Here is a 23,407-nt window from a genome sequence, read left to right as displayed (position 1 = left end):
TTGCCCATCATGAAAGCCCACCGCCTTTTCCGTTACCTTCCGCTGCTCGCCATCGCCAGCGTCTCGGCCGATACCTTCGAGCTGAAGGATGGCACCAAGTTCGAGGGCACCATCGTCAAGGAAGACGGGAGCGACTACATCATCTCGGTGCAGGTCACCAAGTCGATCAAGGACGAGCGCCGTGTCCCGAAAGCGAACGTGGTGAACCAAACCGCGGAGCGGAAGGACGAGACGGAGTTCCCTGAAATCGCGAAGCTGGTGCCCGCTCCGGACCTGCAGACCGCGGAGGTCTATCACGCACAGGCGAACAAGGTGGAGGCATTCATCAAGAAGTACCCGCAGAGCCCGAAGAAGGGTGAAGCGCTCAAGGTGCTGGCGGCGCTGCAGAAGGAAATGGATGTGGTGAACGCCGGTGGCATCAAGTTCGAAGGCAAGCTGATGTCCGCCAACGACCGCCTGCCGAAGGCGTATGCGCTGGATGCCGGCATCCAAGCCGCCGAGATGAAGGCCGCGGCTGACAAGGGCGACCCGGTCAGCGCGCTGCGTGCGTGGACGAAGCTGGAGACCGGCTTCCAGGGGAGCACCGCCTACCGCGAGAATATTCCCTACGTGGTGAAGCTGATGAAGGCGCAGCTCACCGCTGTCAGCTCCAGCCTCGCCAGCTTCGATGCGCGGACGAAGAAGCGCGCCGAAGGACTGGCCGCGATGTCCAGCTCGGACCGCAACATGAGCAATTCGGCGCTCCAGGAGGAGCTGGACGAGTACATGGCCCGGCTGGAGAAGGACAAGGCCGCCGGTCACAAGTGGCCGCCGCTCGATGCCTATGTGAAGGCCCCGCTGGAAGAGACCAAGCGCAACCTGGAGACCGAGATCCGCCGCTTGGAAACTACCCCGACCGCCAACCTGCCGAAGACGGAGGAAGCCTATGACGCCGCCTGGGCCGCCGTGACCAAGACCGGCGCCACGCAGCAGGATGTGTCCACCGCCCTTTCGAACGCCCGCAGCGCCAGCCTGCCGCAGCCCTACGTGGACATCCTCACGAAGGCGGCACCTGCTCCTGCCCCGTCCAACTGATTTCCCATGTTCAGCCGCTCTTCCCGCCAGAACCGCCAAACGGCGGAGACTAAAATCGACCTTTCCATCGACCTCGATGGAGAGGGCACGTCCAGCATCTCCACGGGGATCGGATTCTTCGATCACATGCTCACGCTGTTCTCGCGGCACGGGCTGTTCGACCTGAATCTCGACGCCAAGGGCGATCTGGAAGTCGATTTCCACCACACGGTGGAGGACACCGGCATCACGCTCGGCGATGCGATGCGGGAAGCGCTGGGCGACAAGCGGGGCATCCGCCGCTACGGCTGCTGCTATCTGCCGATGGATGAGACGCTCGCCCGCGTGGTGGTGGATCTCAGCAATCGGCCGCACCTGGAATTCCGCGCGGCGCCGAACACGCCGTCGGCGCCGAATTTCCCATTCACGCTGGTGGAGGAATTCTGCCGTGCGCTGGCGTCGAACTTGCGGGCGAACATTCACGTGGAGGTGCTGTATGGCCGCGATGGCCACCACATCGCCGAAGCGATCTTCAAGGGTCTGGCCCGTGCCTTGCGCGAGGCTTGTGAACGCGATCCGCGGGTGAAGGGCATTCCGAGCACGAAGGAGGCACTGTGAAGGTCGGCATCATCGACTACGGCGCAGGCAACCTGCGCAGCGTGGCCAATGCGGTGCAGGCGCTGGGTGTGGAGTTCAGCCTGGTTTCCTCAGCGGAGGAGATGGAGGAGCTCACGCACTTGATCCTTCCGGGCGTTGGCTCGTTCGGCGATTGCATGGGCGAGCTGGAGAAGCGTGGCTTGACCGGGGCGATCCGGGATTGGGCCGCTTCTAACAGGCCCTACTTCGGTATCTGCCTCGGCTATCAGATTCTCTTCGAGGAAAGCGTGGAGGCTCCGGGCGTGCCCGGGCTGGGCGTGTTCCGCGGGAAGGTGCAGCGCTTCACCGAAGACGGCCGCAAGATCCCGCACATGGGATGGAACTCGGCGGTGCCGGTAAAGCTCGCGGATCCCATGTGGGAAGGACTTGGCGGCGAGCCCTACTTCTACTTCGTGCACTCGTATTTCCCGGTGCCGGAGAATGAGAACATCATCGCGATGACGACGGAGTATGGCGAGACCTTCGCGAGTGCGATCCGCTCGGGAGCGGTGGTGGCGACGCAGTTCCACCCGGAGAAGAGCCAGCAGGCGGGGCTGAAGCTGTTAGGGAATTTCCTGGAGGTGAGGGCGCTGGTGGAGGGCTAACCGTCTGCTACAATGGCTATAATCGCTTTCGGTCATAGCCGGTGCCCCATTTGCAGCGAACTCCTTCAACGAGCGGACGACTTGGTTGCCACTTCACACTTCATTGGAGAACCTAGTGATCCGCTTTGGAGGTTTTCTGACGCGGGAATGCATCGAAGTTGCTTCCTGACTTGGGAACTCCGCTCACAATTCGTTGCTCGATACAATCAGGTCGCTGGCAGCAATACCGCGGGAAATGGGACTTACCGCCAGATGACCGACGATGGAACCGTTCACAAGCTTACCCGGGAAGGCTGGCCGAGCCGGGTTACCACTCAAGATCAGGCAAAATCCTAGGCTGATCCTTTATCCCAGCCACGCGAGGAACTCGCGGTTGCCGTCGGTGCCGGTGATGGGTGAGTCGATGAGGCCTTTCCATTCCCGGCCGAGTTCTTCGGTAATGAAGGTGTGGATCTTGTCGACCGCACGCTGATGGAGTTCGGGGTCGCGGACGATACCGCCCTTGCCGATGTCTTCGCGCTCGAGCTCGAACTGGGGCTTGATGAGGCAGACGATGGAGCCGCCGTCTTCGAGGACCCCGAAGGCTGCGGGGAGGATCTTCGTCAGCGAGATGAAGGAGAGGTCCATGACGATCATGCGGACCTTTTCGCCGAGGGTTTTGACTTCGAGGCCGCGGGCGTTGAACTGCTCCTTCACGACGACGCGGGGGTCGGTGCGGAGCTTGTAGGCGAGCTGGTTGGTACCGACGTCGATGGCGTGAACCTTCGTCGCGCCGTGCTGGAGGAGACAATCGGTGAAGCCGCCGGTGGAGGCGCCGATGTCGAGGCAGGTCCAGCCGGTGGGGTCGATCCCGAAGGCGGCCAGCGCGCCTTCCATTTTCAGGCCGCCGCGGCCGACGTATCTCGGCTTTTCCTTCACCTCCAGCGGGGCGTCCTCGGGGAATTTGGTGCTGGGCTTGTCCACGACGCGGTCGCCGCTGCGGACTTCGCCGGCGAGAACGAGGCGCTTGGCTTGTTCGCGGGATTCGCAGAGGCCGCGGGCGACCAGCAGGGCATCGACTCGTTCTTTCTTCACGGTTGGGGAGAAGGATTCACCGCCAAGACGCCAAGATCGCCAAGTCTTGAAACCCGATTCCTTGCCGTTTCTTGGCGAACCAAGGGTCCGGGCGGTTCGATTTTCCGCCCAAATCGTTCTGCACTCGCTACTTGCCCACGGCGGCGACTTCCCCTTTCCTCCCGCGCGTGACCCGCCACCGCACCGACGACCTCCGCATTTCCGGCCTGAATCCGCTCATTTCACCGGCGATCCTGAATTATTTCCTGCCGGTGTCGGAAGAAGCGTCGGAACTGGTGGCCGACGCCCGCTCGCAGTGCGAGGCGATCCTGAAGGGCGAGGACGACCGACTGCTGGTGATCGTGGGGCCCTGCTCAATCCACGATCCCGAGGCGGCGATCGAATACGGGAAGAAGCTGAAGGCAGAGGCCGAGCGGCTGAAGAAGGACATCTTCGTGGTGATGCGCGTGTATTTTGAGAAGCCTCGCACCACGGTCGGCTGGAAGGGCCTGATCAATGACCCGAAGCTGGATGATTCCTTCGATATCAACCATGGCCTGCGGGTGGCTCGCGGACTTTTGTTAGAGCTGGCGAATCTGGGGATTCCGGCTGGTACCGAGTTCCTTGATACGATTTCGCCGCAGTACATTGCGGACCTGATCGTGTGGGGTGCGATCGGTGCGCGGACGACGGAGAGCCAGGTTCACCGCGAATTGGCTTCGGGACTGTCGATGCCGGTCGGCTTCAAGAACGGCACCGGTGGCTCGATCCAAATCGCGCTGGATGCGATCCAATCGTCGTCGCGGCCGCACCATTTTCTGTCGGTCACCAAGCAAGGGGTGTCGGCGATCGTTTCCACGACTGGCAACGACTCCTGCCACATCATCCTGCGCGGCGGGAAGACCGGACCGAATTTCGAGAAGGAGCCGATTGCCGAGGTGGTGAAGATGCTCGGCGAGCAGGGCCTGCCGCCGCACGTGATGGTCGATTGCTCGCACGGCAACTCGATGAAGGACTATCGCAACCAGCCGCTGGTGGCGAACGCACTATGCAAGCAGATCGAGGAAGGCTCGAAGGAGGTGGTGGCTACGATGATCGAGTCGAATTTGGTCGAAGGAAACCAGAAGCTGGTGCCGGATCTTTCCAAGCTGACGCGTGGGCAGTCGGTGACGGATGCGTGCATTGGGTGGGATGATACGGTGGCGGTGCTGGATAGGTTTGCTGAGGCGGTGCGGGCGCGGAGGGCGCTCTGAGGCACTGGTTTCAGGAACGAAGCGGCCACGTGGCGTTAGTTCCTGTGTCGCGATGCGACACCAATCGTTTGCCACGGGAATCCGGGGACTGAAGTCCCCGGCTACCTTCCTGGGTCGCTACGCGACCGGAAGACTCGCGAGCTTTCGGCGTTCAGCTTTGGAGAAGGCGGCTTACCAATGCGGGCACGGTTTCACTGGCTGGCCCGCGGATGATCTCGTCGAACTCGGAGGTCTTCGAGGTTTCGTTGAGATTCACCTCGATGGTCTTGGCGCCGTAGACCTTGGCCTTGATGGAGAATCGTGATGCTGGCTCGACAATGCCCGAGGTGCCGATGGCGATGAAGATGTCCGCGGATTCCAGGGCCTTGCCGATTCTATCCAGTTCGTAGGGAGTCTCGCCGAACCAGACCACGTCCGGTCGCATGCCCATGTCACGGCGGCACTTGCGGCAGGAGTCGGTGGCATGAAGATCGCCGTCGCACGGCGAGATTATCTCACACCAGGTGCAGCGCGACTTGAGCAGTTCGCCGTGCATGTGAATCAGGCGGTGACTGCCTGCCCTTTCGTGGAGATCGTCCACGTTCTGGGTGATGAGGAGAAAGCCATTTCCGAGCTTCTCCTCCAGCTCTACCAGAGCCGTGTGGGCGGCATTGGGAACCACCTCGGCGAGCTGGCGGCGGCGAAGGTTGTAGAAGCGATTCACCAATTCGGGGTTCGCGCCGAAGCCCAGCTTGGTGGCGACTTGATCCACGCTGTAGCCTTCCCACAGGCCGTCCTCGTCCCGGAATGTTCTGATCCCGGACTCTGCGGAGATGCCGGCACCGGTGAGGATCACGATGTTCATTTCGGGACCAACCATTGTGTCCCCGGTGCGATGAACTCAATGGGAAAACGGATGTCGCATATTTGGGCGACCTCCCGGACGCGTCATTGCCGAAAGGGCGGCGTGCTTTGGGGCGTCTGAGGGGCATGCGGCCTGTTTGGAGTTTTGCCCTGCTGTTGCTTGGAGTCTGCCCCGCTGCCGAAGTGGCAAGGCTCGCTTCTCCTGACGGCCACAATACGATCACGGTGGATTTGGATGAGGCGGGTGTGCCGAGCTATCGCGTGAGTCGCAAGGGCCAGGAGGTGCTGGGAACCTCGCCGCTGGGACTGAAGGCGGGGAACGACGATTTCGCGAAGGGCCTGAAGGTCATCTCTACCAGCAAAGTTGAAGAGCATCGTGAGCAGTACGAACTATTTGCCGGGATCCGGCCGCGGGTGGATCAAGGGCATCGGCGACTGAGCATCACGCTTGCGAATGAGGGCGGCGCGAGGATGGAGCTCGATCTGGATGCGGGCAATGAAGGGGTGGCTTTTCGCTACCGGCTCGAAGGCGAGAGCGATGAACTGACGGTGGATGAGGAAGCGAGCGGCTTCCGCGTGCCGGGTGAAGCGAAGGGATGGATCTCGCCCTACAATGCATCGAGTTCCTCCAGCCCCGCTTATGAGGACTACTACTTCGCGGTGAAACCTGGCGATCCCCCGCCCTATTCGCGCGGTGGCGATACCCGCGGCTGGTATTTTCCGGCGCTCTTTCAGACGCCCGGCGCATGGCTGCTGCTCACCGAGTCCGGAACGGGTGAGAACTATTGTGCGTGCCACCTCGGGCCTGATTCATCCGGCGGTGTTTATCGGATCGCATTTCCCTTCGAGGATGAAGGAACCAAACGCGTGAAATACAGCCATGGTGTGAAGCCGCGTCACTCGCTGCCATGGACGATGCCCTGGCGGGTGATCGCGGTCGGCGATAGCGCTGGCGATATCCTTTCTTCGACGCTTGTAACTGATCTCGCTGAGCCGTCGAAGATCGCTGATACGTCGTGGATCAAGCCGGGGCGAGCCTCGTGGAGCTGGTGGGCGTATCCGGACCGGCGGAACGAGACCGAGCTTTACTCGAGCTACATCACGTATGCCGCGAAGCAGGGTTGGGAATATTCGCTGCTCGATGCCGGTTGGGAGAAGGCGGACACGAAGGCGCTGGCAGAGCAAGCCGCGCGGGACAAGGTGGGTCTATTGGTCTGGTCCCATGCTGAGGTCTTCTACGATGCGGATCGTAGGAAGCGCCGGCTGGATGAGATCGCCGCGCTCGGCATTCGCGGGGTGAAGATCGACTTCTGGTCGACGGATCGGCAGGAAGCGCTTGAGGCGATGGAAGCAACGCTGCGCGATGCGGCGGAGCGCAAGCTGCTGGTGAATTTCCACGGCTGCACGCTGCCACGCGGTTGGCAGCGCACGTGGCCGAACTTCGTCGCTGCGGAATCTGTGCTTGGTGAGGAGTCTTACATGTATGACGAGCGGTATCCGGAGAAGGCCGCGGAGCTTGCGACCATTCTACCCTTTACCCGCAATGTCGCGGGGCCGATGGACTTCACGCCGCTGGGGCTCGCGGAGAAGCGCTACCCGCGGAAGAACACCGCCGCTCACGAGTTGGCTACCGCGCTGATCTTTACTTCGGGCATCGTCCACTATGCTGACAAGCCGGAGACGTATGAGGCGTTTCCTGCTGCGGCGAGGGAGATTCTGAAGACTGCGCCTGCCCGCTGGGATGAGACGCGGTGTCTCATTGGGGAGCCCGGCAACGCCGTGATCCTTGCGAGGCGTGCGGGGGATGCCTGGTTCATTGCGGGGATCAATGGCACTGCAGGCGACCGGCCGGTGGAGCTCGATTTGTCTGGCTTCGGTAACAAGGGGTGGAAGCTCGTTCAGGAAGGGGCTGATGCTCTCAAGAGTCTGGACGAACAGGCGGTGCCAGCATCGACTGGCAAGTGGACGCATACGCTTCCGGCGCGCGGCGGCTTCGTGCTCAAGCAAGATTCCTGATCCGCCCGATCCTCCAACCCTTCAAATTTCGAGAATCGTCCCCGTTCTCGCTCACGGCAGCCACTGGATCAGGGCGAATTTCCGCTCATCATCGGCCTTCAACTCAGCGAAGGCATCATCCCGGATGTAGGTGAAAGCGTAGGAGTTGAACTTCTTCCCCGGCGGTCTCATCGCATCCATTATGACATCATAGACTTCCGTGAATTCCACGAAGGTGACCTCGTTCGGGCTGACGGTGAAGGTCCCTGATTCGCTGAGGATTTGCTTTCCATCGCGGAAAGCACTGTGATCAAAGACGCCGTCCTTCTTCAGAAGGATCACTTCGGTGATCCCGCTCTTCTCTCCGCGATACTCGCCGAGCGCCAATGCGTTGTTCGCGGGTTTGCACGCCACCGCACCCGCCAGCAGCGCAGAGACCGCCGCCCACCGAATGACGCTTCCACACCTATTTCTTCCCACTGCCATCCGCGCATCCTACATACCGAACACCGGCCCGGAAGATCATTTCAACAATGTCCGGAACAAGGTTAGCGGCGATGCAATGGGCCTGCCCCGCGGAGAAGCGGAGCAGGCCTTGATGAAGCACAGGAGAGGAAATTGCAGATCACTCCGCATCGGCGAAGCGCCACTGCTGGTCCTGGGCACCGGTGAACTGCCACAGCTGCACTATGCTGCCGTTTGCGACGCCGGTGTCGTCACCGGTGATTTCCATGCAGCTTCCGGAGGCGCATTCGGGTGTGAAGCGCAGCCAGTTCCCGTCGGTGCGGCTGATGCCCCAGTGCTGGGCATTGTTATTGAACCAATCCCATTGCTGGATCTTGGTGCCGTTCGCGCTGCCGGCGGCATTCACATCGAGTGCCTTGGCGACCGCATGGGTGGGAGTCAGGCGTAGCCAGCTTCCAACGGGGTTGCTCACTTCATACTTCTGGTTCGCACCGCTGACGTATTCCCAGATGTGGGCTTGGGCACCGTTCGCGGTTGAGACGCCGGCAATGTCCAGCGCCTGATACTGCGCGTGCTTCGGCAGCAGGCGGTAGGTGCCGGGCACGATCGCGACGAGCTCGGGATACCATTGCTGCCAGTTGCCATCGTTGTGACCCCACTGGTGCAGATCGTTGACTCCGCTCGGGTCCATATCGAGCACCTTGGAATCGGTGCCCTTGTGGACGAGGAACAGATGGGCTGCCGGATTCTGTGCGACCCACCATTTCTGGGCATCGCCGCCGTTTCCGGTGTATTGGATGACGTCGACGCCGTCGCCGCCGCCGTTGCTCACCACGTCCAGCCACTTGTTCGTGCCCTGGTGGTTGAAGCTGTAGGTGCCGTCGGCATTGCGCCACGCCACCCAGTTCTGGGATGCGGTGCCGGATGCCGTGGCCACCTGCACGGAGACGTTGTCGGCCGAGCTGTTACCGGGGACATCGAGGTACTTGCCGTTCTGGCGATTCTTGAAGCGATAGACGCCACCGCTGACCAGAGGGCGATAGCCGCCCTGATTTCGAGGACCGAAGGTCACCTGGACATCGGCATAGCGGTTTGGGTTCGTGCCACTGACGGCGATGGTCTTCAGCGTCAGATCGGCTGCGGCGTCATACCAAGTCTGGTTGACGGCCAACGGTGCGTTGTCTCGGTTATCATCGCCGGGATTGTTCAAATCGAGCAGCTTGCTGTCCGAGGCCCGCCATGAGGAGACCGCCATGACGGCGGCACCGTTGTTGAAGTTCGTTTGCGCGATGGCATCGCCACGGACGGAGATCCAGTAGTTGAACTCGTAGTCGCGGCCGAACTTCAGCGCCAGGGTGCGGTTCAATGCCGTGCCTCCGTCATCCTGATAGACGCGGTAAGTCCCGCTGCGGGAGATCGTCTGGACGGCCGTATCCGGCAGCCAGCCGCAGAAGTTCTTAAAGTAGGCGTTGAAGGTATTGTACTGGTTCGCACCCCAGGCATTGCCCATCGGATCGTTCGCATCGCCGTATTCGCGATGCTGGCGACTAGGCGAGATGGGATTGCCATCGGTGGCATACCATGAGTTCGCGTGCGGCAGCCAGAAGACGTGGCCGTATTCGTGGACGAAGAGGCGCACATCGAAGTTGCCATTGCACCAGATGTTTCCGCCACCACCCCAGCCGGCGGCGCCGAACTGGCTGTAGCCTTCGTGCGCGAAGACGAAGCACGAGTAGTCCGCCAGATTGTAGCCCTGCGCGGCAGCTGCGGCCTTCGAGTCATCCGCCCAGCGGCCCCAATCGTAGCCATTGCCGGTGTAGTAGGCGGAGTTCTGCGGCAGCGTCATCACCGGGGTGACATCGGCGCGATTGATCCATGTCTTCTGATAAGAGATGCGACGCATGCGGGCGTCCCAGCCATCGGCACGGGTGACCGTGTCCTGGAAGCTGGCAACCGTGGCCCATGAGGGAAATGGCTTGTCCGTCGGCTGGACGCGCATGATCAGGATATTCTTCCCACCGTGGGTCAGGCTCGTCGGGGGCTTCCCGATGTAGCCGCCCGATCCTCCGACGCCGGCATCGCCGGCTGCATAGATCCGCGATCCGCCGGTGAGGCTCTTCTTGTAGATCGCCTGCAGGTCGTGGTTGGTCAGCGTCTTCTCGGTATTGTCGGCATTCTGTTCTCCGGACACGATGGCGGACTCCACGTTCGTGACGTGTGCCGGTTCGCAGGTGCCGTAGAGATCGGTGCCGATCTGGAAGAGGGTCTTCTCGGTCCCTGCCACCGTGCTGCTCGCGGGAGCGGCCACCGTCTGTTCGGAGACCGGGCAATACTCATTCACCGTGGAACCCTGCAGCTTCTCGCCCGTTTCCAGCGTCCGCAGCGGGCTATCGAGCACGGCCAGTTGATTGTCGATGGCGACGCCGTGGAGTGAGCCGCCATTGATGTAGGGAGTGCTTGTCCGCTTGCCATAGCGGAAGGCCTGGTAGCTCTCGCCGCCAACGCGTGCCTGATCGATGACCGGGGCACCGCCCTGACCATCCATGCCCGGTGTGGTGTGCAGCGAGTAGAGGTCGCCGTAACCATCGACGCGGTCTTCCAGCAGGGCTTCAACCGACGCCGGCATCTGATCCCGCACTGCCAGCGGGATGGAATCGGCGAGAACGCGGCGTGGATCCTTCGCGATCTCGGCTTTCAAGAACTCGCGTCGCTCTGCGGCAAGCTTCACGCCGTTCTCTTCCAGCCGCGTCCGATCGGTTGCCGTGCCGGCCAAGTAGACGCTCGCCCATTGGGCGAAGTTTGCGACCGCGGGCTCGGGATCCGATTTCCATCCCGAGCTGATGAGCTCGCGCTCGGGAACCATGGCGGGGACGGGAGGACCTTGGGTGTCCTCCATGCCCGTGGGGATCGCGCTTTCACCGCGCTTCGCCAGCATCTCGATCCGCTTGGCTTCGGGATCGACCACGTGGCGATCGCGCTTGGGCGCATTCGCGTGATCTCCCTGGCCTTGTCCGAGGGCATCCGGTGGGACGGAGTTCGCCCTATGATGCCATAGCCCGATTCCGGATATTCCGATCAAGGCTGCACTGATGAGGAGCCTCCGGCGCGTTCGCGGAGGACGATTCGTGTACAATGGGTTATTAGGTTTCATGGGTTATCCCCAAAAGGGGAACTAACATTCCAAATGAAGTCGCCTTGATATGGCAACCCCCATCGGCATTCTCCGCAAAATAGCCATAACACGTTCCATAATCTGCACGATATCTCCCCTTTGCATGCAAAGAGTATCCCGCAATCAACACGTCGACTCCGCAGGCATTGCATAATGACATTAGAACCCGCCGGATCGCTCCCCTTTCGGGTGCTGATGCCGGGACACAAAAAACCCCGGGGGTTGCCCGGGGCTGTTTCGTTTATGCCCCGATGGGGGCGTTGAAGGCGCTCGGCTGGAGGTGACGAGAGGTCACCACTCCGTGCCCAGGCCGTGACGGCCGGCGAGTTCCAGCAGGTCCTCGCGCATCGGCCATTCGTCGGGGCGCTCGCTGACCTGATGGCGTTTGCTGGCGCCCTTGAGGGTCATGCAGCCGGTGTTGTCGCCGATCTGGCGGACCTGTTCGGATTCTTCGGCGGTGAGGCGGACATTTGGCAGGGCGGCGAAGTCCTGGATCTGGTCTTCGATGGAGCGGGCGCCGTCGCTGGCTTCCTGGATGAAGGTGGGGACGACACTTTCGACGGCGGGCTGGCTGAGATTCCAGATGGAGGCGAACTGGATCAGGGAGAGGCCGTGCTTTTCCGCGATGGGCTTCATCTTCTCGATCTTGGCGAGGCCGTGATCGACCCAGCCTTCGGCGCGGTAGGCGCGGTGGTCGCCGGGCTTGAAAACGTGGCCGGGCTTCATGTCGCCGTGGAAGAGACCGCCGTAGTCGGCGACGCGGGTGAGCACCTTGATGCCGTTCTTTTCGCAGACGGGAAGGACGTGGCAGGAGGGCCAGGGCTCGAGCGGATTGAGGATGAGCATCATCCAATCGATGTCGGCGCCGCGGCGCTCGATGCAGTCGATGAGATCGAGGGTGAAGCCATTCGCTGGGCCCGGGGCGAGGCCGATGCGCTCGGCGAGGCCCTCGGACTTGAGGGCACGGAGACCGTCCCAGACGGCATCGCTGGTGTAGCCGGTTTCGTCCGGATTATGCAGCATCAGCAGGTCGAAGCGGTCGGTGCGGCAGCGCTCGAGGGACTTCTCGCAGGACTGGCGGAGGTAGTCGCGGAACTTACCGGGGGCGTGCAGCTCGGTGAAGCGCGGGTAGCCGCGGGGGCCCTGGCGCTGGCCCTCGTAGAAATCGTGGCCGACCATGCCTACGAGGCAGTATTCCTCGCGCGGCTTGTCCGCGAGGGCCTGGCCGAGGAGTTCATCGGCCTTGCCATTGCCGTAGACGTCGGCGGTGACGTAGGTGCGGATGCCAGCATCCCAAGCGGTCTGGATGCAGGACAGGAAGCGTTCTTCGGGCAGGGTGTCGCCGAAGTGCATGAAGCGGCCGGCGCTCCAGGTGCCGTAGGCAGTCGGGGTCAAATCCATGGGGAAACTCCTAAATCGCCGGGCCGCGGCGGTCAACCGGCTCTCAAGATGTGCGCGGATTCGCAGGAATGATGCGAACCCGCGCCGGGGAATGTGAGGGATTTGGCAGGGATTGGCTCCGGGCGGTCCGGATTCTGGCGGATGGCCAAAAAATCGGGGGCGAGCCGTGGATGACAGCCGCCCCCTTGCCGGACATTTCGGAGAAACGTCCCTGCCTGCTTTCAAATCAGAGCTCCTTGACGCGGATGTTCTTGTAGAGCGTGGTGCTGCCCGGGTCGTGGGCCTGGATGGCGAAGGTGCCGCCGTCCTTCTGGAGCTTGCTCTCCTCGTCCTTGGGCTTGTAGTCGACGAGTTCCTTGCCGTTGACGGAGACGGTGATCTTGCCGTTTTTGACGCGGATCACGTACTTCATCCAGGTGTTGTCCTCAAAGGGCACCTTGTTATCGACGACGTGGTAGAGGCTGCCGGACTTGACGACGTCGGACTGGGTGTTGTTCACCTGCACTTCGTAGCCCTTGGCGATCGGCCAGCCGGAATCCTGGTAGTCGACGTGGATGTAGAAGCCGCCGTTGGAGTTCGGCTTGGTCATGATGTCGGCGCGGAGCTCGAAGTCCTTGAACCTCGCCTTGCCGTCCTTGCCCATGTAGTAGGCATGGGTGCAGTTGCCATTGGCGACGATGGCGCCATCTTCCACGCGGATGGCCTTCTGGTCGCCGCCGACCTTCCAGCCGTCGAGGGTCTTGCCGTCGAAGAGGGAAACGAATCCTTTTTCATCCTTCTCCTGGTCGGCAGCGGACGCGGTGAGGACGAGGGCGGAGGCCATCAGGGCCGTGAATAGTTTTTTGATCATGGGAACGCGTTTCTACGCTCGGGCATTCCAGCGCCTTTCCGCGGTGACTCAATCACGGAATTTGGAAGGCGCGGCTGCCGATCGGGTAGGGTCTGGGAAAGACGGGGTTCATTTCGCTCCGGGGTGGGAAGCCGGCTCCTCTCCGCCTCCCTGGTCGCCTTGGTATTGGCTCCAGTTGTTCATCCACCACTCCATGGCGTTATCCACGGACTTCTGGAAAAAGGATTCCGTGAGCCCATGATCGACCCGATACTCAGGGAGGGTCTGGTCCGGAGAGAAAGCCCCTTGGCCGTCTCTCACCGGTGATACCCCGACGAAATTCCCGATATGGCCGGCAAGGAAATAACCGGTCCCCGATTTTTTGTCATCAATGCGCCGGAGAAGCTCAAATGCATGATTCAGGAACTTTGCGCGGTTCGCCTTTGTCAGCCGGTCGGCACTGGTGACGGGCGTGGCCAAGCGAAAGGCTTCGGCCATGCGATGCGGCTTCTTTTCGAGCGACGAGAGTTCAATGGCCAAATCCAGATACTCATTCGGATCGCCGTATTCGTAGAGGATGGGTACCAATGCCAGCCGAAGCTCGGTCCCCTCGGCCTTGTTCAAGGCGATCGCGCTCAGACGAGCTAGGGTCTCCTCCATGGGAGGAAGGCTTTTATCACCATGTTGGTTTCCCCAATAGATGCGGGTATGTAGTTCCGCCAAAGCATACATCCTGCCTTGGCCTACCTTGGGATCTTCCAAAACCGACATCAGGGTGCCGAATTTTTCGCCGTAGGTTTCCTTCCGGGCGACCGAGTCCATCTGATACCGCCACGCTTGGGAAAGGGTCAACTGGAGGCTATCAGTCCAAGGCTCTGCCAATTTCTCCTCGGGAATGTAGCCGCGTAGATCCAGCTGCTCGCTGACGCGCTTGGCAAGCTCATGGGCAATGTCGGCGAACTTGCTTCCCGTATAGTGGTCGTAGATTTTCTTCAACTCGACAGGATCCGTAGGACCCTCTTCGGGAATGGAGAAGATCCGCCCGGGCATCAACTCGCTGAATATCGGTTCGTCCTGTCGATTCGCGGTGGCCGGGTCCATGGCCACCGCCTTTTTCAGGCAGTCGTCATCACCGAAGACCTCTCCGATCTTCCAAGGCCCCATCGACCAACTGAAGCGACCGACCTCGATCGCCGGATTCAAATAGATCATCGTGGAGCTCGACACCGGAAGGTCGGCCTTCTGGATCACCTTGTAGTTTAAGTGAGGCTGTCCACCTGGCCAAGCCTGGGCGATGCAATAGGCCTTGTCTCCTTCGCCGATGCTCTCGATCACCAACCGGTAGCCACCCCAACTGCTTTCCACAGCCATCACGCGTCCGGGAAAGGGTTGACCCGGGGTGAGCTTGTTGTCCTCCCACAATGCCTCTTCGGCGCGCCCCGCGATTATTGCGAGAAGGAGAACCAGGTAGACGAATCGGGACATGTCCGAATGATACCTGAGGATGGAAAGCCGGGTGTCAATGCTGTGTAAATTCCCATGCAGCGAATGCCATGGAGCATTAGGCTCCAACTGATCCGGCCCTCAAGGACGGCCCCGAATGGCGCAAGGGGTCGATATCGCAGCTAGAAGGCTATATTCAACATCCTGCGTGGGCTGCGGTGTAGACGATCAGGAAGTAGACCATTACTGCCACGATCGCCCACCCTACCAGCACGATGAAGAAGTCATAAATCACATCGGATGATTTCGCCCGAGGTCCCATGATTATGAGCAGCAGGCCAAAAGGGAAAACCAGTTGAAGCACCAGTGCCGCAAGCGCGACCACGCCAAGCCAGTCGCTCTTCGGATTTGCGCGCATCAGGGCGCAGAAATAGATGAATGGATTCAGAAGCGCTCCCAGCCGAAAGAAGTTGAGGCAGAAATTGAGGCGGCCATTGGCACTGGCGCTTGATCGATCTTTCTGGGGATCCAGATCCATAGTGGGTATCGAGAAATCGAGCCGGAGAGCGAACCCACCATCCAGAGCGACTTCCCCCTAAAGGCTTAAATGTAAGCCGTTGAGTGTCAAACCAAGAGCCAGCGTGACATCAGATGGACACTTCCGTCTCTTCATCCGGCGCGACGTCGCCTGGTAGGTCGGGTTCGTCCGGAGTGACTGAGGGCAGGCTTTCTTCCTGCTCGGGGATGATCTCGTCGGTGACAGCGAGAGCGCGGTTTTCCTTTAGCGTGTAGACGACGGACGGCGCGTGGGAGAATAGCAGTGGCTCGCCCGAGGCGTCCGCGATGAAGACGGTGGGGACGAACGCCGGGTGGTTGTCCGGCGTCTTGGCGAAGAGCAGCCTGGGGGCTTCATCGGGGGCCTTGCCTTCGGCGGGGATGGCCCAGACTTTTCCGGCTCCCCAATCGGCAAAGAGGTAGTGGCCGACGAGCGATGGCAGCTGCTTGCCGCGATAGACAAATCCGCCGGTGATGCTGATGCCCTCCGAGTGCTGATAGGCGTGATAGGGCTGGACGAAGGGACCACCTTCCTCAGGGGCATTCGCGCGGGTGGCGAAGCGCTCCGGGCCCTCCCGCTCGCTCCAGCCGTAGTTGCCGCCGGGTTTGACGAGATTGACCTCTTCCCACTTGTCCTGGCCGACGTCGGCGCACCAGAGATTGCCGGTGGGACGATCGATGGAGATGCCCCAGGGATTGCGGAAGCCATAGGCCCAGATCTCGTCGCGGATTTCCTGGCGATTCACGAAGGGATTGTCCTCCGGGATGCCGTAGGGCAGCGCGCGGCTCTGGCGGTTCACATCGATGCGGAGGATCTTCCCGTGAAGGCTCCAGAGATTCTGGCCGAGACGATAGGGATCGTCCCGCAGGCCGCCATCGCCGATGGCAATGTAGAGCAGGCCGTCGTTCCCGAAAACAATGCCGCCGCCCCAATGATTGCCGAGCGGGTGTGGGTGCTCGAGGATGATGCGCTCGCTGGCCGGCTCCGCCTTGAAGTCATCGCCAGTCGGCACGGTGAATTCGCTGATGATGGTGCGGCGCGGCCCGCGTTGGGAGTAGGAGAGGTAGACTTTGCGGTTGTTCCTGAAGTCCGGGTGGAAGGCGATGCCATGGATCCCCTCTTCGAAGTCGGTCTCCTCCTTCATCTTCTCGCGGAGATCGAGGAAGGTGTCCGCTTGGGAGGCGTCTTCCGATTGGGGGAGTAGCTTCAGCATTCCCCGCTGGAGGCCAACGATCACTCGGCCTGAGTCATCCGGCACCACCGCGGCGGCGGAGGCATTGTCCTCGAACACCAGGTTCGGGCAGACCGGCACCAAACGCGGCGATGAGTCGGCTTCGCCGTGGGCGAGCAGGCTGGAGAAAAGGAAGAGAAGGATCGGGCGATACATGGTGACATGAAAAGCCCGGGGGGGACTGGAGGCGTGAGCCTCGGACGCGGGAAGCGGTAAGCGAATTCACCCTAGCGGTCCAATAAAAGTCCCGGGTTCTTCGGCTGTTTCGGTTACGGCGTTGGCTGCACAAACCGGGCCGGACTTTCCGGTTCCTTCAGGTTTCGCTTTGAGAGGAAGTATCTCGTGTGGCCCACCGGGTAGTCCGCGAGACTTCCGAACGTCTGGTAGCCGAGCTTTTGGTAAAAAGGCAGGGCTTGGAAATCGAAGGTGTCGCAATGTGCATGAAGGCAGCCGCGCGCGACGGCTTCGCGTTCTGCGGCGGTCATGAGGCTGGTGCCGATGCCAAGTTGGCGATGGCCTTCGGAGACCCAGAGCTGCTTGATGAAAAGCCAGTGCCAGTGGGTGTAGCCGATGAGGCCGCCAACAAGCGCTCCATCGCGACGGGAGAGCACCACCAGATCGTGGTAGTTTTCCGGTGCGGCGTGGGTGTCGTTGAAGCGGACCAATTCCCGTACGATCAGCTCACGGTCCTGGGGTGAGCAGTGCTCTTCGACTTTGGTTTGGATTTCGCTCACGGGAGGCACGAGTTTATAGCTCGGGAGCTAGCGGATTCAATCAAGCCTGATCCCACGGGGTGATGACTGGGAAAGGCTGCGGGCTGTCTGCAAAGTGGACTCGTCTGGAGGAGTGACGATGGGATACCCGGCAGGGTCGCGGGGTATATGAGCTGTCAGAGCCTGAAACTCATCCGCACTGATGGATCGAAAATGCTCCCTGTAGCCGTGAAGCGGACGATCTGAGGCAACCCAGTAGCCCTGCCCGGACTCGGATCGATAGATGGTGGATCGTCGCTGGCGCTCCCAAATGGCGGAATATCCGACCGTAGTGAGAAAGTCTCTCCCTCTTCTCACGACTCGCTCCGCAGTCATCTCCTCCACATAGTTCCGAGAAATGAGAAAGGCACGGCCATTGATCTTCGCGACCATCGTGAACCCAAGAATCTTGCCCAGTATCTCAACAGCCTCCTGAGAAAACCGCTGGCTGAGATAATCGCAGGTAGCATCCTTGTCGGAGATAAAGAAGTCTCCCACCGGACCATTCCAAGGTTCGGGATGGTCTGCGAGGCCGAGCCGATGGAGAATCAAGCGAGCAAGTCGAATCATTGCGCTTGGCAGGTTGGCGGAGTCGCGAATTGTTCGGTATTAATTCGTAGTTTTGCCAGGTTGGATCTTCCTATATCGCGTGCCGTCCCAGTGGTAGTTTTGCGAAGGTCCGCCGAATTTAAGCTGCACTGATATTGTTCCGCCGCGAGTGCCCCGAACCCTGACGTCTTCATTTTTCGGAACTGGATAGGGAAATAGAGTTGGAGTGAGATCCTTCCACCCATCCGGCGTCCGCCTCAGGACTCGCACCTCATCGTGTTCGCCAGCGAGATCCCAGTGGTTCGCGACAGAGACAAGGTCAGGCTCCAATCGCGCCACCGTGAATGAAGCCATTAAGCCTTGCCCTTCCACTGCCGCAAAGTCCTCGGGTGGTCCTTTAGGGTATTGCTTGTCGAACAACGACTCAGCGAACTTTGGGCTGACATCTCCCCAGACGTCAGGAAGCGCGAGCACCAGCTCTCTCATCGCATGCTGCGTGGAAATGCCATGCGACCGTGTGGCGAACTTCGTCTCTCCAGTTGGAGACTTTGCCGCGTCAGGGCGGCCTTCCGGGAGCGGGCCTTGTTGCGTGCAATGACAGAGAATGAACGCGCCAGAAAGAGCGAGAAGCGGTGAGCGATTCATGGAGAATTTCAAACTGGGCAGTATTTATTGCTCCGCCCTGACGGGGTTGCCAGGCATGACTTGTTCGGCTTGGCTTTCATTGGATCGCTTCGCACGTAAATGCCAGGAAGGCGCTCTTGTGTGATCGAGACTCGGCCTTCATTGCCTGAACCGAGCCAGTAACTGGTGTCCCATCTGGCGTGAGTGACATTGATAACGCGAAAAGGAACACCTCCTCACCAGGACGAAGCCTTCGGTCAATCCCTCCTACCCAAGGATTGCACCCCATCGCCATGAATTCGCCGGTCTTCAATGTCCAGCTTCGGTCTTTACCGGCCGAACCGGTCGCATAAATCACAACTCTGGACTGTCCGTCTGATGGAATCACCGGGGTCACATAAACCACACGGAAATCCTTCGGATCGAGCCGGATATTCTCTTCAAGTGAATCCTCGCCGTCTTCTATCCGATAAACCTTCAGGTTGATCTCGCTCACCAGTTCAATTGCGAAGCTTCCGGGAAACTTCACGGGGCCTCTTGTTCCCTCAGTCCATTGGCTCGTATTCCGGAACGTTAGCCATTGCCCTTGATTGCCGCGGAAGATGGGTGATGCCAGATTACCCGCTACGAAGAGCACTACACCAAAGGGGATCAAGAGAAGAGACCGTGCCAGTCGCGTCATGGGATTCTTGCCGAACCGTGTTTATTAGCCCACCCGGAGCCGGATATCTAACACTCCAGACTAGGCGGACTTTCTTGATAAAGCTTGGAAAAAAGCCGCTGAGTGTCAACCCAAGGGCCGATCACCGTCCCGAGCTACGCCCCCATCACGGCACAATTGCCGCGACCGATGAATTCTAGCGCCCCCATTTGTTTTGCGACGGTCTGCGAGGAAATCGCTTGGTCGTCGAAATCGGCGCCTAAGCAGACATCCCCGCCCCTCAGCGCATCGTTTCGGAAGTCGAACGCCTATTCCGATGGTTTCTCCACGGCCTCGCTTGGTGAATACACCTCAGACATGTTCCACTCTTTGAAAATCGGCGTCATGTAGGGGCCGACTTTAGCACCTTTTCTGAACCTCTCCAAATCTGCTTCCATGGGCGGCAGTCCTATCTGCAATCGCCGGAGATTGACGGCGTCGTAGCCGTCCTTCAGCGGGCGGTATAGCTCCGCAGTTCCCACCGCCGTTCCGGGTCCCATGACTGTTCCGAAGATCTGGGCGGCATTGTCCACAGACTCAATTCGATCGCAAATATGGGCAAATAGCCGGGGGTTAAAATGATCTACCTCGAAAACCCGCTTGATCGTGTCGAGCTGCGCTCGTCTCCACGCATTGTCGGTGTCAGCGTGTCCGAATAGAAAGAAAACCGCTGCCGCCGCCTCGTCACCCACGAGCTGACGTGTTGGCCATCCGTTCTGTAAAATCAGCGTTTTCAATCTGCCGGTTGTGGAGGCGCGCCATCTAACAATTTCTGTCACGAGCGCCAGAGCGTCAGGGTCGGCAGCCCACAATTCTTTAACGGCGAGATCGTAAAAAACCGAGGGATGCGTCTTGAGGATGGTGCCCTTATACCTCTCGTAAGCGCCACTGAATTCCGGGTCTCGTTTCGCATCTCCAAAACGAGCTAGCAGCTTCTGATCTTCTGCGAACAATTTCAAGATCTCCGCGGAGAGGGCGGAATCGAAATTCGCTTTCTGCTCATGTGGCAGGCCGGGGGCGGTCTCGCCCGCGCATGATCGTCGGGGAACAACGAATGCGACGACCGCCGCTGCGCCAAAAACCAGAATGTGCCGCACGCCAGAGTCCATGTTCATTGATTTCGTTTCGAAGCACGAAAAGGTTACTTTCTCTCGCGAGAACCTCCAAAAGCCGAATCTCCCGGATGGCTGGGGTGGTGTCATCCCCATTGCGGTTTCGTCCCCCATCGTTGGAATCGTTGCGGCTTCGTTGGAAGACCTAAACTTTCCCCCGGCGGACCATCCCACTTGAAGGGCCGAAATGTTCAGCTTCTTGCCGAGTATCGAAACACAAAACGCGCAACCCCTTGAGGATGCGCACCTTTCAAATTGGCTCCGGCGGTAGGGATCGAAACTACAAAGGCATGTGCTGGAATTGTCGAATCCATAGAAAACCTTGCTAAATCAAGGGGTCAGCCGGTGGCCTCGATCGGTTTTACAGCCTTAGACCTCCGTTTCATCGGAACAAAATCGGAACATTTTGGACGCAGTGCGAACCACTGGTGTCCCTCCTCTTCGGCCTTGGGATTGTGGTAGTGGCGATTGAGCATTGTCACCGACGTTCCCATCTCTTCTGCCACCTTCGGGAGCGAGCGAACCACCGCATTCCTGTAACTGCCGTAGGAGTGCCGGAGCGCGTCCTGGGGCCAGCCGGTTTTGAACACCGCTTTCCCGAGCCGCATGGTCTCCCCTTCCTCCACGGGATTGAGCAGACAGACCGGGCCGGTCATTCCCGGCTCAATGTTCGCCCAAGCGAGGCCGGCGCGCAGAGCATCGTTGAACGGCACCACGCGGGGCGTGTTCACCTTTGAGACAACGGCAGGCACCCGGATCACGCCGAAGGTCCAGTCGATTTCTTCGATGTGCAGCCCGCGCTTCCGCTTCTTCTTGCTGGAGCCCTTGGTCGGCGGGGCGATCTCTTCGGGCCGGAGACCGGCGAACGCGCCCAGCACCGCCCAGACGCGGAACTTCGGGTCCACGGCGGCGAAGAGCCTCTCCATCTCGTCGATCGTCAGGACGCGACGCTCGCCATGATCCACCTGCACCGATGGGATGCGCTCGGCCGGAGTAATCGGATCGGCACCGGCGATGCCCTCGCGGCGCGCCCAAGACCAAAAGGTCACTAGGGCGCTGCGGATGTCCTTCCGGCGCTTCGGGCTCTTCCCCTCCCCTCGCCCACGCCACCACTCAAGCAGATCGGGCGCGTGGATCTCGGCGACATCCCGGCCGGTGAAGGCGGTGGACATCTCCTCCAGTACTCCCCGAACGCGGGCAAGGTGCGGGGTCTCTTCACCGGCGGCTTCGGTCTTCCAGTCCATGAAGCGGGCGACGGCGCCTACGATGTCGGAGCTGCGCTTCCGGGCCTTTAGGAAGTCGAGCACCGCCGGCCAATCCGCGGGTGTCGTTTGCCGGTGAACCGCTTCGAGGAACCTCTGCTCGTCGCCAGCAAGGCCACTCCAGACCAGCCCGCCGGCTTCAAGTTGTTCGAGCTTCTCGTGGGCGCTTGCCTCGATGTTGGCCTTCGTGGCCTCGGTCACGTAGCGCCACGGCTTGCCGACCGACTCGCGCCACGCGTAACGCCATAGCTCCTTGCGGGTGGTCGGATGCGTCCACGGGTAGCACGTGAGGTGTGAGTTACCTCGGCGCACTTTGAAAGCTTTGCGAGGGGATGCGGGCATGGATGATTGGAGTGATAGATACCAAGCGCAGTCTCGTAGTGGAAACCTTGACTGGGAGACGAACGCGCCCCTTCGTAGCATCAAGTGGGCTTAGGAGCGTCAGGGTGACCTGGTGGCCAGCCGTGTATTGCTCGGAATTCAGCTTCCGTCATAACCTTCTGCCCTTCGGGCAACGGGAGCACGTCGACAACAACTGCATCAATGAGCCCGGCAGCGATGGGCTTGATCTCGGGAAATACCGGATTATACGGCCTCAATGACCGGACGCCGTTCGCGTCGATGATAAACTGATGAAGCGATAGTCTACCGGCGTCATCTCGGAAAATCACCCGCGATCCCGATACAGGATCAGCCATCTCGTGATTTGGCCGAACAATTACGACCTCGGAATCTACGATCTCCGGATACATCGACTGTCCAGACACTTGGAAAGCGCGGTAGTTCTCGGGGTAGTTTTTCTCAGTGACGATGCAGTCAATGCTGATCCGATCCTCCTTCTCAGGTCCGCCCGCGGAAACCCAGTCGTCTACCTCGATGACATAATTACCCCCATCGCCTTCCTTTGGAGGGAAGAGTCCCGTGTGTTTCCGCCACTCCTCTTCCATCCTTGCGTAAAGCAATTCTTCGATGCGTCCCCGCATCTTTTCGCCCTCCTTTTCAACGAAAGTTTGGGCAACAGCGGAGAGCATACCTTCGGAGCCGACTACATAGATGGGGAAATCGATTTTCCCGTTCAGCTCGAACGAGCGTATTACTGCCTCCAGGGATTGTCTTATTAGGTCCGCGGTGTTGATCCCGGTTGCTTTCTCGACGGCCGCCGCGCGCTCTCGAAGCTGAGGCTCCAAACGCACGGAGATTGCATTGTTCTTCCTTTCGCGATCCATCTTTTCGGCAATTTGGCAGATGCGCGACACTGTAGCACGTTTTTTCTTGCGAAATATTGTGCGACACTGTAGCGCATTCTTCGTTGCGCGACACTGCGCTTCATTGTAGCCATTCCAAATGAAACCAAAAGCGACATACCTAGCCGACGACCTAGCAGGTGACCTCGCTCGAATCGCTTCCGCGAATCGAACGAGTGAGTCGAAAGTCATCCAACTTGCCGTTGAGCGCCTGGTGGCCGAGGTCCGCGCGACCGGCCGTCTTCCCCTTCCCCCTGTAGAACTCTCGACCGCCCCAACTGGAAACTGAGCCATGAACTTCAGCCCAACCGACCTACAGGAGGTGAAGGCGATGGCTGCCCGCATTGTCGCCGATGCCGCGATCAAGGAAGCCGGCGGTGCCAAGCGGCTCGTCACCTTCCCGATTCCAACCATTTGCCAAATGACGGGCCTGTCCCGCCACACCGTTCCCCAGCGCATGCCCGTCACCGAGACGAGTCCCGGCAAGCATGGGGTGACCCTTGAGAATCTCGAAGCCTACCTCGACGGCAAAACCGTCTGGCCGGGCAAAGAGCGGAAAAAAGCAAGGGCCGAGGCGGCAACCTCGACCCCTGCCAAATGAATCGCCCCGCGCGGGCAAATCCACAAAC

General features: G+C 60.2%; 21 protein-coding genes. 6 read left to right on the top strand and 15 right to left on the bottom strand.

Annotation, left to right across the window (positions count from 1 at the left end):
* Positions 1-9 precede the first annotated feature (9 nt).
* The 3 genes from WKV53_RS20115 to hisH are packed head-to-tail and all read left to right on the top strand — an operon-like array spanning position 10 to position 2,294.
* Positions 10-1,074: a PTPDL family protein gene (locus WKV53_RS20115; protein WP_341406588.1), complete on the top strand. Its 1,065-nt coding sequence runs from the start codon at positions 10-12 to the stop codon at positions 1,072-1,074.
* Positions 1,075-1,080: 6 nt separating this feature from the next.
* Positions 1,081-1,671, top strand: coding sequence for an imidazoleglycerol-phosphate dehydratase HisB (gene hisB / locus WKV53_RS20110; protein WP_341406587.1), 591 nt, complete (start codon positions 1,081-1,083; stop codon positions 1,669-1,671).
* Positions 1,668-2,294, top strand: coding sequence for an imidazole glycerol phosphate synthase subunit HisH (gene hisH / locus WKV53_RS20105; RefSeq protein WP_341406586.1), 627 nt, complete (start codon positions 1,668-1,670; stop codon positions 2,292-2,294). The genes hisB and hisH overlap by 4 nt, the downstream gene beginning before the upstream one ends.
* Before the next feature lie 345 nt (positions 2,295-2,639).
* Here the strand turns inward: hisH and WKV53_RS20100 are convergent, their stop codons facing one another.
* Positions 2,640-3,368, bottom strand: coding sequence for a TlyA family RNA methyltransferase (locus tag WKV53_RS20100; RefSeq protein ID WP_341406585.1), 729 nt, complete (start codon positions 3,366-3,368; stop codon positions 2,640-2,642).
* Between the two features lie 167 nt (positions 3,369-3,535).
* Here WKV53_RS20100 and WKV53_RS20095 point away from each other — a divergent pair, with 167 nt between their 5' ends.
* Positions 3,536-4,600: a 3-deoxy-7-phosphoheptulonate synthase gene (locus tag WKV53_RS20095; protein ID WP_341406584.1), complete on the top strand. Its 1,065-nt coding sequence runs from the start codon at positions 3,536-3,538 to the stop codon at positions 4,598-4,600.
* A gap of 151 nt (positions 4,601-4,751) precedes the next feature.
* Here the strand turns inward: WKV53_RS20095 and WKV53_RS20090 are convergent, their stop codons facing one another.
* A complete protein-coding gene (locus tag WKV53_RS20090) occupies positions 4,752-5,444 on the bottom strand; it encodes an NAD-dependent deacylase (protein WP_341406583.1) in 693 nt (230 codons plus the stop codon).
* Between the two features lie 125 nt (positions 5,445-5,569).
* On the opposite strand from WKV53_RS20090, the gene WKV53_RS20085 reads away from it, so the two are divergent.
* The gene (locus WKV53_RS20085) at positions 5,570-7,459 is read left to right on the top strand and encodes a glycoside hydrolase family 97 protein (protein WP_341406582.1); all 1,890 of its coding nucleotides are present in this window, start codon (positions 5,570-5,572) and stop codon (positions 7,457-7,459) included.
* 51 nt (positions 7,460-7,510) lie between these two features.
* Here WKV53_RS20085 and WKV53_RS20080 read toward each other — a convergent pair whose 3' ends face one another.
* The 13 genes from WKV53_RS20080 to WKV53_RS20020 all read right to left on the bottom strand — a co-directional run bounded on the left by WKV53_RS20080 (position 7,511) and on the right by WKV53_RS20020 (position 22,760).
* Complete coding sequence (locus tag WKV53_RS20080; protein WP_341406581.1) at positions 7,511-7,852, bottom strand: hypothetical protein; 342 nt, start codon at positions 7,850-7,852, stop codon at positions 7,511-7,513.
* Positions 7,853-8,063: 211 nt separating this feature from the next.
* Entirely contained in the window at positions 8,064-10,982 is a 2,919-nt protein-coding gene (locus tag WKV53_RS20075) for an RICIN domain-containing protein (RefSeq protein WP_341406580.1), read from the bottom strand.
* Positions 10,983-11,366: 384 nt separating this feature from the next.
* Positions 11,367-12,476, bottom strand: a complete 1,110-nt coding sequence (locus WKV53_RS20070) for an aldo/keto reductase (RefSeq protein ID WP_341406579.1) — start codon at positions 12,474-12,476, stop codon at positions 11,367-11,369.
* A gap of 226 nt (positions 12,477-12,702) precedes the next feature.
* Positions 12,703-13,326, bottom strand: a complete 624-nt coding sequence (locus tag WKV53_RS20065) for a 3-keto-disaccharide hydrolase (RefSeq protein ID WP_341406578.1) — start codon at positions 13,324-13,326, stop codon at positions 12,703-12,705.
* A gap of 108 nt (positions 13,327-13,434) precedes the next feature.
* A complete protein-coding gene (locus tag WKV53_RS20060) occupies positions 13,435-14,790 on the bottom strand; it encodes a hypothetical protein (RefSeq protein ID WP_341406577.1) in 1,356 nt (451 codons plus the stop codon).
* A gap of 154 nt (positions 14,791-14,944) precedes the next feature.
* Positions 14,945-15,286 (bottom strand): hypothetical protein, encoded by a 342-nt coding sequence (locus WKV53_RS20055; protein WP_341406576.1) that lies wholly within the window; start codon positions 15,284-15,286, stop codon positions 14,945-14,947.
* A gap of 109 nt (positions 15,287-15,395) precedes the next feature.
* Entirely contained in the window at positions 15,396-16,691 is a 1,296-nt protein-coding gene (locus WKV53_RS20050; protein WP_341406575.1) for a PQQ-dependent sugar dehydrogenase, read from the bottom strand.
* A gap of 113 nt (positions 16,692-16,804) precedes the next feature.
* The gene (locus WKV53_RS20045; RefSeq protein ID WP_341406574.1) at positions 16,805-17,269 is read right to left on the bottom strand and encodes a GNAT family N-acetyltransferase; all 465 of its coding nucleotides are present in this window, start codon (positions 17,267-17,269) and stop codon (positions 16,805-16,807) included.
* A 36-nt stretch (positions 17,270-17,305) separates the two neighbouring features.
* Entirely contained in the window at positions 17,306-17,857 is a 552-nt protein-coding gene (locus tag WKV53_RS20040; RefSeq protein WP_341406573.1) for a hypothetical protein, read from the bottom strand.
* 700 nt (positions 17,858-18,557) lie between these two features.
* The gene (locus WKV53_RS20035) at positions 18,558-18,989 is read right to left on the bottom strand and encodes a hypothetical protein (RefSeq protein ID WP_341406572.1); all 432 of its coding nucleotides are present in this window, start codon (positions 18,987-18,989) and stop codon (positions 18,558-18,560) included.
* A 440-nt stretch (positions 18,990-19,429) separates the two neighbouring features.
* Positions 19,430-20,269, bottom strand: coding sequence for a DUF6624 domain-containing protein (locus WKV53_RS20030; RefSeq protein ID WP_341406571.1), 840 nt, complete (start codon positions 20,267-20,269; stop codon positions 19,430-19,432).
* A gap of 341 nt (positions 20,270-20,610) precedes the next feature.
* On the bottom strand, positions 20,611-21,876 hold the full coding sequence (locus WKV53_RS20025; RefSeq protein WP_341406570.1) for a tyrosine-type recombinase/integrase: 1,266 nt from the start codon (positions 21,874-21,876) through the stop codon (positions 20,611-20,613).
* A gap of 80 nt (positions 21,877-21,956) precedes the next feature.
* Positions 21,957-22,760, bottom strand: coding sequence for a S24 family peptidase (locus WKV53_RS20020; RefSeq protein WP_341406569.1), 804 nt, complete (start codon positions 22,758-22,760; stop codon positions 21,957-21,959).
* 310 nt (positions 22,761-23,070) lie between these two features.
* On the opposite strand from WKV53_RS20020, the gene WKV53_RS20015 reads away from it, so the two are divergent.
* On the top strand, positions 23,071-23,379 hold the full coding sequence (locus WKV53_RS20015) for a hypothetical protein (protein ID WP_341406568.1): 309 nt from the start codon (positions 23,071-23,073) through the stop codon (positions 23,377-23,379).
* Positions 23,380-23,407: the final 28 nt, after the last annotated feature.

It is taken from the genome of Luteolibacter sp. Y139 (assembly GCF_038066715.1).
GTDB classification, from domain to species: Bacteria; Verrucomicrobiota; Verrucomicrobiia; order Verrucomicrobiales; family Akkermansiaceae; genus Haloferula; species Haloferula soli.
The sequence above is the reverse complement of the archived record's forward strand: the minus strand, read 5'-3'. Positions and strand labels throughout refer to the sequence as shown.

What these genes read in the sequence shown, in the direction of transcription:
- WKV53_RS20020 (WP_341406569.1), bottom strand. Translation starts at nt 22,760, where the DNA reads ATGGATCGCGAAAGGAAGAACAATGCAATCTCCGTGCGTTTGGAGCCT.
- hisB (WP_341406587.1), top strand. Translation starts at nt 1,081, where the DNA reads ATGTTCAGCCGCTCTTCCCGCCAGAACCGCCAAACGGCGGAGACTAAA.
- WKV53_RS20040 (WP_341406573.1), bottom strand. Translation starts at nt 17,857, where the DNA reads ATGATTCGACTTGCTCGCTTGATTCTCCATCGGCTCGGCCTCGCAGAC.
- WKV53_RS20085 (WP_341406582.1), top strand. Translation starts at nt 5,570, where the DNA reads ATGCGGCCTGTTTGGAGTTTTGCCCTGCTGTTGCTTGGAGTCTGCCCC.
- WKV53_RS20060 (WP_341406577.1), bottom strand. Translation starts at nt 14,790, where the DNA reads ATGTCCCGATTCGTCTACCTGGTTCTCCTTCTCGCAATAATCGCGGGG.
- WKV53_RS20025 (WP_341406570.1), bottom strand. Translation starts at nt 21,876, where the DNA reads ATGCCCGCATCCCCTCGCAAAGCTTTCAAAGTGCGCCGAGGTAACTCA.
- WKV53_RS20030 (WP_341406571.1), bottom strand. Translation starts at nt 20,269, where the DNA reads ATGGACTCTGGCGTGCGGCACATTCTGGTTTTTGGCGCAGCGGCGGTC.
- WKV53_RS20070 (WP_341406579.1), bottom strand. Translation starts at nt 12,476, where the DNA reads ATGGATTTGACCCCGACTGCCTACGGCACCTGGAGCGCCGGCCGCTTC.
- WKV53_RS20090 (WP_341406583.1), bottom strand. Translation starts at nt 5,444, where the DNA reads ATGAACATCGTGATCCTCACCGGTGCCGGCATCTCCGCAGAGTCCGGG.
- WKV53_RS20050 (WP_341406575.1), bottom strand. Translation starts at nt 16,691, where the DNA reads ATGTATCGCCCGATCCTTCTCTTCCTTTTCTCCAGCCTGCTCGCCCAC.
- WKV53_RS20115 (WP_341406588.1), top strand. Translation starts at nt 10, where the DNA reads ATGAAAGCCCACCGCCTTTTCCGTTACCTTCCGCTGCTCGCCATCGCC.
- WKV53_RS20055 (WP_341406576.1), bottom strand. Translation starts at nt 15,286, where the DNA reads ATGGATCTGGATCCCCAGAAAGATCGATCAAGCGCCAGTGCCAATGGC.
- WKV53_RS20065 (WP_341406578.1), bottom strand. Translation starts at nt 13,326, where the DNA reads ATGATCAAAAAACTATTCACGGCCCTGATGGCCTCCGCCCTCGTCCTC.
- WKV53_RS20015 (WP_341406568.1), top strand. Translation starts at nt 23,071, where the DNA reads ATGAACTTCAGCCCAACCGACCTACAGGAGGTGAAGGCGATGGCTGCC.